9 protein-coding genes and 1 pseudogene are annotated in these 12,597 nt (G+C 64.5%); 5 read left to right on the top strand and 5 right to left on the bottom strand.

Annotated elements, in window-relative coordinates; genetic code table 11:
- The first annotated feature begins 34 nt into the window (after positions 1–34).
- The 3 genes and pseudogenes from J4P02_RS23060 (at position 35) to J4P02_RS23050 (ending at position 4,279) form a co-directional block, all read left to right on the top strand.
- Positions 35–1,491 (top strand): annotated as a pseudogene (locus tag J4P02_RS23060) (aldehyde dehydrogenase family protein).
- A 74-nt stretch (positions 1,492–1,565) separates the two neighbouring features.
- Positions 1,566–3,236 (top strand): arylsulfatase, encoded by a 1,671-nt coding sequence (locus tag J4P02_RS23055; RefSeq protein WP_426194567.1) that lies wholly within the window; start codon positions 1,566–1,568, stop codon positions 3,234–3,236.
- 11 nt (positions 3,237–3,247) lie between these two features.
- The gene (locus J4P02_RS23050; protein ID WP_426194565.1) at positions 3,248–4,279 is read left to right on the top strand and encodes a formylglycine-generating enzyme family protein; all 1,032 of its coding nucleotides are present in this window, start codon (positions 3,248–3,250) and stop codon (positions 4,277–4,279) included.
- 21 nt (positions 4,280–4,300) lie between these two features.
- Here the strand turns inward: J4P02_RS23050 and J4P02_RS23045 are convergent, their stop codons facing one another.
- Positions 4,301–5,449 (bottom strand): MalY/PatB family protein, encoded by a 1,149-nt coding sequence (locus tag J4P02_RS23045; protein WP_426194563.1) that lies wholly within the window; start codon positions 5,447–5,449, stop codon positions 4,301–4,303.
- A 584-nt stretch (positions 5,450–6,033) separates the two neighbouring features.
- On the opposite strand from J4P02_RS23045, the gene J4P02_RS23040 reads away from it, so the two are divergent.
- Entirely contained in the window at positions 6,034–7,074 is a 1,041-nt protein-coding gene (locus tag J4P02_RS23040) for an ABC transporter substrate-binding protein (RefSeq protein ID WP_426194561.1), read from the top strand.
- Between the two features lie 59 nt (positions 7,075–7,133).
- Here J4P02_RS23040 and J4P02_RS23035 read toward each other — a convergent pair whose 3' ends face one another.
- Positions 7,134–8,102, bottom strand: coding sequence for a LysR substrate-binding domain-containing protein (locus tag J4P02_RS23035; protein WP_426194559.1), 969 nt, complete (start codon positions 8,100–8,102; stop codon positions 7,134–7,136).
- Positions 8,103–8,258: 156 nt separating this feature from the next.
- On the opposite strand from J4P02_RS23035, the gene J4P02_RS23030 reads away from it, so the two are divergent.
- Positions 8,259–8,873: an extracellular solute-binding protein gene (locus tag J4P02_RS23030; protein ID WP_426194557.1), complete on the top strand. Its 615-nt coding sequence runs from the start codon at positions 8,259–8,261 to the stop codon at positions 8,871–8,873.
- Positions 8,874–8,898: 25 nt separating this feature from the next.
- On the opposite strand, the gene J4P02_RS23025 is transcribed toward J4P02_RS23030, so the two are convergent.
- From J4P02_RS23025 to J4P02_RS23015, 3 genes are all read right to left on the bottom strand, one after another.
- Positions 8,899–9,777 (bottom strand): LuxR C-terminal-related transcriptional regulator, encoded by an 879-nt coding sequence (locus tag J4P02_RS23025; RefSeq protein ID WP_426194555.1) that lies wholly within the window; start codon positions 9,775–9,777, stop codon positions 8,899–8,901.
- Between the two features lie 74 nt (positions 9,778–9,851).
- The gene (locus J4P02_RS23020) at positions 9,852–11,270 is read right to left on the bottom strand and encodes an aminotransferase (RefSeq protein ID WP_426194553.1); all 1,419 of its coding nucleotides are present in this window, start codon (positions 11,268–11,270) and stop codon (positions 9,852–9,854) included.
- A gap of 59 nt (positions 11,271–11,329) precedes the next feature.
- The gene (locus J4P02_RS23015; RefSeq protein WP_426194551.1) at positions 11,330–12,430 is read right to left on the bottom strand and encodes a polyamine ABC transporter substrate-binding protein; all 1,101 of its coding nucleotides are present in this window, start codon (positions 12,428–12,430) and stop codon (positions 11,330–11,332) included.
- Positions 12,431–12,597: the final 167 nt, after the last annotated feature.

The raw sequence follows: 12,597 nt of genomic DNA, 5'->3' as shown, positions 1-12,597 counted from the left end.
GGCGTTTGAATTTCATTGTTTGAGGAGATTGATGATGAGCGATTCACCCACGGTGTACAGCAATCTGCATCTGCAACCCATTGCCGGGCAATGGCGCGAGGGCCGAAGTGAAAAGACCCTGCGCGTGCTCAACCCCTTCGATGGCGAGGTGCTGCTGGAATTGGCCCAGGTCGATCGCGGCGACCTCGACGCGGCCTGCAGCCGCAGTGGGCGGCTCGGGCGCCTTCCGAGCGGGCCGCAGTGCTGCATCGGGTGGTGGCGATTTTCGATCGGCGCCGGGAGGAAATCCTCGACTGGATCATCCGCGAATCCGGCAGCACGCGGATCAAGGCCCAGGCCGAATGGGCCGCGGCGCGGGCCATCACCCTGGAGGCGGCTTCGTTTCCGGCGCGGGTCCATGGACGGATTGTCGAATCCGATGTGCCGGGCAAGGAAAGCCGGGTCTATCGCAGTGCCCTGGGGGTGGTGGGGGTGATCAGCCCGTGGAACTTCCCGTTGCACCTGACCCAGCGCTCCATCGCCCCGGCCCTGGCCTTGGGTAATGCGGTGGTGATCAAGCCGGCCAGCGACACCCCGGTGTGCAGCGGCCTGCTGCTGGCGAAGGTCTTCGAGGAGGCCGGCCTGCCCGCCGGGCTGTGCAGCGTGCTGGTAGGGGCCGGCAGCGAGATTGGCCAGGCCTTTGTCGAGCATTCGGTACCGTCGTTGATCACCTTTACCGGCTCGACGGCGGTGGGCCGCGATATCGGCCGTGTCGCCAGTGCCGGCGCGCACCTCAAGCGGGTGGCCCTGGAGTTGGGGGGTAACAGCCCGTTCGTGGTGCTGGATGACGCCGATATCGAGCGGGCGGTGAAGGCCGCGGTGTTCGGCAAATTCCTGCACCAGGGGCAGATCTGCATGGCGATCAATCGGATCATCGTCGACCAACGCCTCTACGACAGCTTTGCCGAGCGCTTCGTGGCCCGAGTGCGTAGCCTCAAGGTGGGCGATCCGCAACGGCCGGACACGGTAATCGGTCCGGTGATCAATGCCCGGCAGTTGCAGGGCCTGCAGGACAAGATCGCCCTGGCCCGTGCCGAAGGCGCCGAGGCGCTGTACGAAGGCGGGGTGCAGGGCAACCTGCTGGCGCCCCATGTGTATGGCGAAGTGCGTGCCGACATGGACCTGGCGCGCAATGAGATCTTCGGCCCACTGGTGGGGCTGTTGCGCGCCCGCGACGAGGCCCACGCCCTGGAGTTGGCCAATGCCAGCGAGTTCGGCCTGTCCAGCGCGGTGTTCTGCGCCAGCCTGGAGCGCGGGGTGAATTTCGCCCGCCAAGTGCGCGCCGGCATGACTCATATCAACGATGTGCCGGTGAACGATGATGCCAACGCGCCGTTCGGCGGCGAAAAGAACTCCGGGCTGGGGCGTTTCAATGGCGACTGGGCGATCGAGGAGTTCACCCGGGATCAGTGGATCAGCCTGCAGCATCGGCCGCGACACTATCCGTTCTAGACCCTGGCAACCCCGGCATTTCACACCGAGGTGCCGGCTGGCGTTTGTCCATGACCCAAACAAGGGCCAATACCATGAACCGACTGCTGATCTGCCTGCTGGCCAGTGTGTTGACCTGGCCTCTGGCGGCATTCGCCACGGCCAATGCCAAGAAACCGAACATACTCCTGCTGGTGGCCGATGACCTGGGGTTTTCCGACCTTTCGGCGCTGGGCAGCGAGATCGCCACCCCGAACCTCGATCGCCTGTTGCGCCAGGGGCGCCTGTTGTTGGACTTCCACAGCGCCCCGGCCTGTTCTCCGACCCGGGCGATGCTGATGTCGGGCAACGACCCGCACCTGGCCGGCCTGGGCATGATGTCCGAGGCCCGCAGCCGTTTGCCCGAAGGCAGCGAGGTGCACCCGGGGTACGAGGGGGTGCTGGGGGACAACGTGGCGACCCTGGCGGAGCTGCTGCGCGATGCCGGCTACCGCACCTACATCGCCGGTAAGTGGCACCTGGGCGGTGCTCCGGAGCAACAGCCCCATCGCCGTGGGTTCGACCAGGCCTATGTGCTGCTCGAAGGCGGTTCTGCGCATTTCAAGCAAGCCAACATGGGCTTGATGCCCAACTATCCCTGGACCTTCGTGCACAACGGCCAGGCGCTTGAACTGCCGGATGACTTCTACTCCAGCACCTGGTTCACCGAGCGCCTGATGGCGATGATTGGCAGTGCAGAGGATCGGCCGTTCTTTGCCTTGGCCGCCTATACCAGCCCGCATTGGCCCTTGCAGGCGCCGGATGCCTACCTGGAGCAACAGCGCGGCCGGTATGACCGGGGCTATGAGGTGCTGGCCGAGGAACGCTTGGCCCGGCAGCGTCAGTTGGGGATGGTGGCTGCCGACTATCGGCCCCGGCCCTTGCTTGAGGGCGTGCCGGCCTGGAATGCACTGAGCCCGGAAGAACAGCAGCGTTCGGCCCGCAGCATGGAGGTGTATGCGGCCATGGTGCGCTCGCTGGATGACCAGATCGGGCGTCTTGTGGACTTCCTGCGCCAGCGTGGCGAACTGGACAACACGCTGATTGTGTTCATGTCCGACAACGGCCCGGAAAGCCTGGTTCGCGGCGACCCGGCCTGGGTCGCCGAGCATTTTGACAATCGGCTGGAGAACTACGGCCGGCGTGATTCGTTTCTCAGTACCGGACCGGCCTGGGCCCAGGTCAGTGCCTTGCCCAACAGACGCTACAAGATGACCCCATATGAGGGCGGTATCCGGGTGCCGGCCTTTGTGCATTTTCCTCGGCGGTTCAGTGAAGGTAGCAGTGACCAGTTCGCCAGCGTTCGCGATGTGCTGCCGACCCTGGTGGAACTGGCCGGCGCCAGCCTGCCGGGAGTCAGCTATCGCGGGCGCTCGGTGATAGTGCCCCAGGGCACCTCGCTGCTGGCGCACCTTGAAGGGCGTGATGCGCTGGTTCATTCGCCGGGTGCCACCCAGGGCTGGGCCATGCTCGGCAGCGCCGCCATGCGCCGCGATCGGCTCAAGCTGCTGTTTGACCTCAAGCACAAGGCTCCGGGTTGGCGCCTCTACGACCTGGCCAGGGACCCGGGGGAGCGTCATGACCTGGCCGCGCAACATCCGCAGTTGGTGGCGCAGTTGCTGCGGGACTGGCGGGCCTACGCCCAGCGCAACAACATTGTGCTGCAGGCGAACGGGCAGCCGCTGTTTCCGGCCGTGCAGGCGCCTGCCGTGGTGGCCGGGCCGTGAAGCTCGGGCGCATGACGCTGGCGGTTGCCGCCCTGGGGCTGGTGGCCGGGCTTTCGTTGGGCAACCTGCTGGAATGGGGCCAACCGCCGCAGGACCATCTTCTTTGCCAGGCCTATAGCGGTGTTCCCGCGTTGTACCAGGGGCCGTGGCGCAAGGGCATGCGCTGGGTCGAAGGGGGGCATTTCACGTTGGGCTCCGATCGTTTCTATGCCGAGGAGGGCCCGGCGCAGCGGGTGCAGGTTTCAGGTTTCTGGATTGATGTGCACCCGGTGAGCAACGCGCAGTACGCCGCGTTTGTTGCGGCAACCGGCTATCGCACCCTGGCCGAGCGGGGCATCGACGCCAGGCTCGACCCCAGCCTTGGGGCGGGGGCGCAGGTGCCTGGTTCCATGGTGTTTCGCCAGGGATCGGGGCAGCTGAAATCGTCCTGGCAGTTTGTCGAGGGTGCCAGCTGGCGTCATCCCGAGGGGCCGGGTAGTGCCTGGCAAGGGCGGCACAACCATCCGGTGGTGCATGTCGCCTATGAGGACGCGCTGGCCTATGCACACTGGCTGGGCCGCGAACTGCCCAGCGAGGCGCAACTGGAATATGCCGCCCGTGGCGGCCTGGAAGATGCCGATTTCAGCTGGGGCATGCACGAACCCGCCGCAGAACGTTACCTGGCCAACACCTGGCAGGGGCGGTTTCCCTATCAGGACCTGGCCCGCGATGGTTTCCGCGGCACCTCGCCGGTGGGGTGCTTCCCGGCCAATGGCTTCGGCCTGTTCGATATGGCGGGCAATGTCTGGCAGTTGACCCGCACCTGGTATCGCCCAGGGCATGGGTCCATGCCGGCGAAGGACCCTGAAGGGCCGGTGGCCAGCGCGAGTTTCGACCCGCGCCAGCCCGGCGTACCCGTGAGGGTGATCAAGGGCGGCTCACACCTGTGTTCGGCCGATGCCTGCCTGCGCTACCGGCCTTCGGCGCGCCAGCCCCAGGTCACCTACATGGGGGCCTCGCATCTGGGCTTTCGCACCTTGCTGGCCGGCCCGCCAGCGCCATGAGCGGGCGAGCGTCCCCAGGTTTCAGCGCCGGCTCAGGCTCTGCTCCAGGCGCTGGATACCCTCTTCGAGCAGGGCCCGCGGGCAGCCGAAATTCAGCCGCACGAATTGCCCGCAGTCGTCGCCGAATTCCAGGCCGGCGCTGAGGCCGACCTTGGCTTCCTTGAGAAAGAAGGCGTGGGGATCGTCCAGGCCCAGTGCGCTGCAATCGAGCCAGGCCAGGTAGGTGCCTTGCGGGGCGTGCATGCGGATGCCCGGCAAGCGGGTCTGCACCGCGTGCAGCAGGTAGTCGCGGTTGCCTTGCAGGTAGCCGAGCAGGGCCTGCAGCCAGGGGCCGCCATGGGTCAGGGCGGCCAGGGTGGCCTCCAGGCCCAGGGGGCTGACGCTGTCGACCATGCCACAGCGGGCATTGTTGAACGCCAGGCGGGTGGCCGGGTCCTGGACGATGGCGAAGCAGGTCTTCATGCCGGCGACGTTGTAGGCCTTGCTCGCCGACATCAGGGTGATGGTGCGTTGGGCGATTTCCGGGCCGAGGGAGGCGGTGGGGATATGCCGGCGACCGTCGAAGCAGAGTTCGGCATGGATCTCGTCGGAAATGATCAGGGCGCCCTGGTCGAGGCAGGCCTCGGCCACGGCTAGCAGTTCCTCGCGGGGGAAAACCTTGCCCAGGGGGTTGTGCGGGTTGCTCAGGAGCATCGCACCGGCGCCTTGCAGGGCCTGGCGCAGGGCGTTTATGGGGGTGCTGTAGGTGCCGTCGGCATTGAGCTGGAATGGCACCTCGGTCTTGCGCAGGCGCCAGTTGTCCGGGGCCATGCGCAGCGGGCGGTAGTTGGGGGTTTGCACCACCACCGACTGCTGCGGCTGGACGAAGGCATGCAGGGCCATGTTGAAGCCGGGCTCGACCCCGGGCAGGAAGATCAGCTCTTCGGGTTGCACGCGCCAGGCGTACTTGTTCCAGAGGTCGGCGACCACTGCCTGGCGCAACTCGTCACGGGCCACGCTGTAACCCAGCAGCGGGTGTTCCAGGCGCTGGCGCAGGGCCTGGAGAATGTCCTCGGCCACGGCGAAATCCATGTCGGCGACCCACATCGGCAGGACGTCCTCGGGGTAACGGCTCCACTTGGTGCTGCCGGTGCCTTGGCGGGGGTGCAGGGTATCGAAGTCGAAGCTCATGAGCGGGTCTCGTCGAGTCGCATGGGGAAGGTGCCGCTGATTCTAGCGTTCTCGGGCAGAGGCCGGCATGCCGAATGGGCGAGAGATTGATGGCGGGTGAAGATTGAAGCCGTTGCTTGTTCAAGCCTTTTGCTGTGCTGCTGGTTCGCGAACACCTGGCGCAGGCCCGCTTCGAAGCAGCTTTTCCCTTGCCTGTGCCTCATAAAAACCTCGTTTCGCAATGCTTCGGGTCGGGAAACAATGGCCCCCTGCATTCGCCTGCCCGACTGCCACGGGCGCTGCGGCGCGATGCACTGCCGATCGATTTGTTCTTCCTAGAAAAACAACAGGGAGCAAGCGATGAACTGCCATTCGAGCATGACTGCGTCCGCTTCAGCCGAAGCGCTCGCACACCGATCAAGCGAACGGGGCCGCAGAGCCCGCGACGGTGAGCATCCGCCTGCCCGGCCTGTGCCGCGCGGCAGCGTGCATCGCTGATCAGGATTGGTTGTGCCTGGTGCTGTACCGCCCGTGAACACGGTCGCGTCCAGGCTCCTGCTGTGCGGGCTCGTGCGGGCGAGCCGGCTTTCTTGAGGATGGGTTTCATGTCCAATACCTTGCGTTGCGGCGTTGCGTTGTCGTGGGTCTTGTTGTGCACCGGTGCGGCAGCCCAGCCGCAGAATCTCACTGTGATTTCCTTTGGTGGAGCCACCAAGCAGGCCCAGGAAAAAGCCTATTTCCAGCCCTTTAACCAAAGTGGCGCGGCCCGAGTGGTGGCCGGCGAGTACAACGGTGAGTTGTCGAAGATCAAGGCCATGGTGGATGTCGGCAAGACCAGTTGGGACGTGGTGGAAGTGGAGAGCCCGGAGCTGTTGCGCGGCTGCGACGAGGGGCTGTTCGAGCCCCTGGACCTGGCACGCTTCGGCGACCCTGGGCAGTTCGTTCCCGGCACCTTGAGTGAATGTGGCGTGGCCACTTATGTCTGGTCGATGGTCATGGCCTTTGCGCCGCAGAAGCTGGCCAGGGCGCCCGGCTCTTGGGCGGATTTCTGGAACCTCAAGGAGTTTCCCGGCAAGCGCGGCCTACGCAAGAGCGCCAAGTACACCCTGGAAATCGCCCTGCTGGCCGATGGCGTGGCACCGGCCCAGCTGTATCAGGTGCTGGGCACCCCCGAAGGCGTGACCCGGGCCTTTGCCAAGCTGGACCAGATCAAGCCCTATATCCAGTGGTGGGAAGCCGGAGCCCAGCCGCCGCAATGGCTGGTGGCCGGCGATGTGGTGATGAGCGCGGCCTACAACGGGCGTATCGCCATGGCGCAGAAGGAGGGCATGCAACTGAGCATTCTCTGGCCCCAGAGCCTCTACGACCCGGAGTACTGGGCGGTGGTCAAGGGGTCGCCGAACAAGGCCCTGGCCGAGGATTTCATCCTCTTCGCCAGCCAGCCCGAGGCGCAGAAAATGTTCTCGCAGAACATTCCCTACGGCCCGGTGCATCGCCAGGCCCTGCCATTGTTGCCTGAGGCGGTGCAGCAGCAGTTGCCGACCTACGCGGCCAATCTCAAGGGGGCGCGGGCGGTGGATGCGGCGTTCTGGGTCGACCATGGCGAGGAGCTGGAACAGCGTTTCAATGCCTGGGCGGCCCGCTGAGGGGCGTGGGCGCATGGGATGAACAAGGGCCTGGTACAGGCCCTTTTTTCATCTTGCGGTCAGGCGCTTTTGTGTAGTTGCCGCTCGCCTTGGTGCACGGCTTCGCGACACACCTGACGCAGCCAGGCACAGAACGCGTCGGCCTCGGTCGTGGGGTTCTGCTGGTGCAGCGCGTAGTGATAGGACGGCACGCTGCGAACATCGCCAAGTGGCAACAGGCGCCCTTGTTCCAGCCACGGACGAGCCAGGGACGGGCGCGCCAGGACCACGCCCTGGGCGTTGGCGGCGGCCTCGAGCATCATGCCCAGATCCAGCAGGGCCGGGCCCTGGGTCGGTTCCTCCAGGGCCAGTTGCGCTTCCCGCAACCAGGGGCGCCAGGGCTCCAGCGGTGAACGCAACAAGGGCAGGTGGACGAAGTCCTGCGGCAACTGCAGAGAACCGAAGCGTTGCAGGAGCGCCGGGGCGACCATGGGTTGCAAGCGCTCTTCGAGCAGTCGCTGCTGGGGCGCGACTTCAGCGCTGTCGCCACAGATACTGATGTCCTGCCGGTTGCTGCGGGTCAGGGGCGCGCAGAGCTGGATCTGCAGATCGACCTCCGGATGGGCCAGGCTGTGTTCGGCCAGGCGCGGCACTAGGATCTGCCGGGCGAAGGTCGGCGGACAACTCAGGACCAGACGATGCCTGCGTTGGAGCTGACGGCTGTGCAGGGGCACGGCCAGCAATTGCGCGAGTATCGGTACGATCTGGTCGAGGTACAACTGACCCTCGACGGTCAACGCCAGAGGGCCACCCCGGCGGTCGAAGAGTTGCAGCCCGAGCAACTGTTCGATGGTGAAGAGACGTTTGCGCAAGGCGCTGTTGGTCAGTGCCAGGCACTTGGCCGCTCCTTCGATGTTCATGCTCTGCGCGGCGGTGGCGAAAGCCAGCAGGGCGTCGAGGCTGGGCAGGCGATAGTCGTTGAGTCGCTGCAGGGCGCTGGGGGCCAGCCTGTGCAGGGTGGCTGCGCGGAAGCTTGGGTTGCTGTTCATCCATGACCTCAATCTTGAAAAATCTGACAGCGCCAGAGAAGGCTTGCAGTGCCTGATTGGAAAAAAGCTCCATGGAATGCCGCCTTTTATTCCACCTCCAGGCGCTCATGACTGACTAGGATTGCCGCTTTGGCCTGAGCAACAGGAAAGGATTCCATGTTCAAGACTTACATTTGGGCGACCACCCTGGTTTACGACCCAGAGGCCTTGCCCTGGGTACCGACTCACTGGTCCGACTTCTGGGACCTGGCGGCCTTTCCGGGCCAGCGCGGGTTGCGCCGCAGTGCCCGGCTGTGCCTTGAGCTTGCGTTGTTGGCTGATGGGGTAAAGGCGGGGCAGGTGTATGCCACCTTGCGCCAGGTGGCCGGGGTGAATCGGGCGTTTCGCAAGCTGGATCAGATCAGGTCGCATATCCAGTGGTGGGAGGCCGGGGCCCAACCGCTGCAATGGCTGGCCTCGGGCGAGGTGAGCATGGCGGCGGCCTACACGGCCCGCTCGGTGCATCTGCGTCAGCAGGCGCTGGAATTCCCGCTGCCATGGCGGGGCCGCCTGTACGACATGGACAGCTGGGGTGTAGTCAAGGGCGTGGAACACCAGGTTGCGGCGCAGACTTGCATTGCCTTCGCCGGCAGTTCCCAGCAACAGGCGCTGTTTGCCTGGATCATTCATGGGTGGCCCAGTCATAGCCGAGCCTTGCGGGTCGATCATGGCTTCTGGCTCGATCATGGCCAAGCGCTGGAGGAGCGCTTCAATCACTGGGCCGCCTATTGAGGCGCAATGAGGGTTGCAGGCCGGCTCACTGGATAAGTGCCGGACGCGCCTGGGTCAGCCAGTCGATGAACAGTGAAAACAGTTCGGCCTGGGAGCTGATATCCAGCTTGGTATAGAGGTTCTTGCGATGCATGCGCACGGTCTCTGGCGATATCTGCAGCACCTTGGCCGTGGATTTCACCGAGTGCCCGCGCAGGATCAAATGGGCGATCTCGCGCTCGCGCACGGTCAGCAGCGGGTTGCCGAAACTCATGAAGGCCGTTTCGATCTGCTGGTTGAGGTCGGCCGGGGCCATGCCGGGCAGTACGTTGCTCGGGGGCTGGCGGAACAGTTGCTGCAGACCGCCGGCATTGCCGAAGCGGCGCAGCAGTTCGCGCACCAGTGGTTCCACGGCCCGCAGCAGTTCAAGGGCCGCAGCGGCGAAGCGCCCGCCGCTCAGGCCCTGGAACATGCACAGGGAGATCTTGCTTTGCGGGTCGAGGTCGACGATGTAGTAGCTGTCCTCGGCGCCGCCGGTCTTGAGGTAGTAGGTCTTGTAGTATTCGCTGCTGAAGAAGTCGTCCGGAGCGATTTCCGAGAGATGGTAGAAGCCTTCTGTCAGTCCGTTTTCCACCGCCAGGCAGAAAGGGTCGAGCAGATAGCCCCGGGAGAAATAGCGGATGATGATCTCGTCGCGGTACTCGCCGACTATGCCTTGTTCGAACAGCAGCTGCGGCGGCAGGCCCTTGCGTTCAAGGCTGATCATCATCGATTCGATGGGGGTCAGGGCATTGAGCGCCGCCGCCAGGTGCTGCAGGAATGCACTGTCTTCGACACTGCACAATGCGCTGGCCAGGCCGGCATGCCAGTGCTGCAGGGCCTGGATGCAGAGTGAGGTGCTGGAGGGGCTAGCCGGTAGGGTCATGTGCGGCAGTTTAACTGCCGGGCACGGGCCGGGTAAGACCCGGCCGCGGGGTTTTTCCTGGCCAGGCCCCAGGTTCATCCGCACAGGTACTGACCATCGCGCCGCAGTTCGGCGGCGGCTTCGAGAATGCACTCACGCAGGGTGGTGACTATTTCGTCGACCTGCTGGCGGCTGATGATCAGCGGTGGCGACATCACATTGAGATGGCCGATGGGGCGGACCAGCAGGCCCTTGGCCTGGGCGCGCAGGTGTATGCGCTCGGCGATGTTCAGGGCCTCCGGCAGCAGCGCCTTGGTGTGCTTGTCGGCGACGAACTCGACGCAGGCCATCAAGCGCTTGCAGCGCACGTTGCCCACCAAGGGCAGCTCGGCCAGGGTCTGCAGGCGCTGCTCCATATAGAAGCCAACGTCCTCGACATGGGCCAGGAGGTTTTCCCGCTCGATGATCTCGATGTTCTTCAGTGCGGCCACGCAGCTCACCGGATGACCGCTGTAGGTGAAACCATGGGTGAAGCAGCGGCCCTTGCCCGGTTCGCCTATCACCTGCCAGATGCGCTCGGAGAAGATGCACGCGCCCAGTGGCAGGTAGCCGGACGTCAGGCCCTTGGCGGTGGTGATGATGTCCGGTTGCATGCCGAACACCTCCTGGGAGGCGAAGAAGCTGCCCAGGCGGCCAAAGGACGTCACCACTTCGTCGGCCACATACAGCAGGTCATAGCGCTGGCAGATTTCCCACATGCGCCGGTGATAACCCTCGGGCGGAATGATCACCCCGCCGGAGCCCATGATGGGTTCGGCGAAGAAAGCGGCGACCTTGTCCGGGCCCAGGGTGAGGATTTTGTCTTCGAATTCGGCCACCAGGAAGTCGAGGAACTCCGCCTCGCTCATGCCGGCTGGCGCGCGGTAGTAGTTGGGGCAGGAGATGTGGTGAAAGAGATCGCCCATAAAGTCGAATTCGGGTGCGCGATCGGCGGCCTTGTTGCCGATGGACATGGTCAGGTAGGTGGAGCCGTGGTAGGCGTTGATCCGCGAGATCACATGCTTCTTTTCATGTTTGCCCCGACTGTTCTGGTAGAACTGCACCAGGCGGTAGGCGGTGTCCACTGCGGTGGAGCCGCCGGTGGTGAGGAACACGTGATCGAGGTCGCCCGGGGCCAGGCTGGCGAGCTTTTCACAGAGGCGGATGGCGCTGACGTTGGCCATGTCGCAGAACGGATTGGAATAAGCCAGCTGCCGCACCTGGTCGGCGATGGCCTGGGCCATTTCCTCGCGACCCAGGCCGATGTTGGTGCACCACATGCCACCAACGGCATCCAGGTAGCGGTTGCCGGCGGTGTCGTAGATATAGGCGCCGCTACCGGCGGCGATGTTCAGCGAGCCTTGCTCACGGTGCTCGTCGAACATATGGAAGCCGTGCATGTAATGCGCCTTGTCGGCGGCCACCAGTTGCTGATCGTCGAACTGCTGGAAGAAACCTTCGGGTTGGATCGCCATGGGGGTTTACCTCGGGTCGAAGCGTTGGATAGAAGGTATGCGGAGCTAGGGCCGACAGGTCATTTGCCAATTTTCACCGTGTTCCAGGTGCGGGTGATCAGGCGGGTGCTGGCGGGGGTCTGGATCTTCTGGGTGAACAGTCGCTCGCGGGTCTGGGCATCGGGGTAGATCGCCGGGTTGTCACGAACCTCGGCGGCCAGTAGGGGCGTGGCCTTGAGGTTGGCGTTGGCGTAGCGAATATGGTCGCTGACTTCGGCCATCACCTGGGGCTGCAGCAGGTACTCGATAAAGGCATGGGCATTGGCCACGTTCGGTGCATCGGCGGGAATGTAGAAGTCGTCGAACCAGATCAGCGAGCCTTCTCGCGGAATGAAGTAGCCGAGCTTGATCGGTGCCCCGACCTCATCGGCCCGGGCCTGGGCCGTGGCGTAGTCGCCGGACCAGGTGGCGCTGACGCACAGGTCGCCGTTGGCCAGGCCGTTGAGGTAGCTGGTGGAGTCGAACTTGCGGATATAGGGACGCACGGCCATCAGCGCATCCTGCGCGGCCTTGAGGTCTGCGGGCTCGGCGCTGTTGGGATCGCGCCCGAGCCAGGTCAGCACCAATGGCAGGATGTCGGTGGGGGAGTCCTGCAGGGTAACGCCGCAATCGGCGAAGCGTGAGACCACCTTGGGATCGAACAGCATCGCCAGGGAGCCGATGGGCGCGTCGGGCATTCGTTGCTGGATTTTCTCGATGTTGTAGGTCACCCCGTTGCTGCCCCAGGTATAGGGCGCCGAGTACTGCACGCCCGGGTCGTAGCTTTCCAGGCTCTTGAGCACCTCGGGGTCGAGGTTGTGCCAGCTGGGCAGCCACTGCTTGTGCAACGGCTGGAACACCTGCGCCTTGATCAGCGGCGGCACCAGCGCGGCATTGAGCATCACCAGGTCGTAGCCGGAGCGTCCGGGAAGCAGCTTGCCCTGGACGGTTTCGTAGGAGTCGAAGGTGTCGTAGATCACCTTGATTCCAGTGGCTTTCTCGAACCCGGCGAGGGTGCGCTCGCCGATATAGTCCGCCCAGTTGTACAAACGCAGGGTCTTGCTCGTGGGCTCGTCGGCCTGTCCCGAAGTTGCCGCTACCGTCAGAACCACGCCAAACGCCGCCGATAATGCTGTACGCATGTTGGAATTCCGCCTTGAACCTGATGGAAGAGGCCCGGGTCGAGCCGTTGGCTGCACTGTCCAACAGCGGGTGCGGTGGCGCCATAACCCGATCGGGTAGGTGGGGCCAAGAGCGGGTGAGGGGGAGCTATCGGCCGGTATTTGTGCAATCATCCCGGGCGCTGACG

This window comes from Pseudomonas sp. NFXW11 (genome assembly GCF_049887815.1).
In the GTDB taxonomy this organism is placed as follows: Bacteria; Pseudomonadota; Gammaproteobacteria; order Pseudomonadales; family Pseudomonadaceae; genus Aquipseudomonas.
This window is presented reverse-complemented; position numbering and strand designations above follow the sequence as displayed.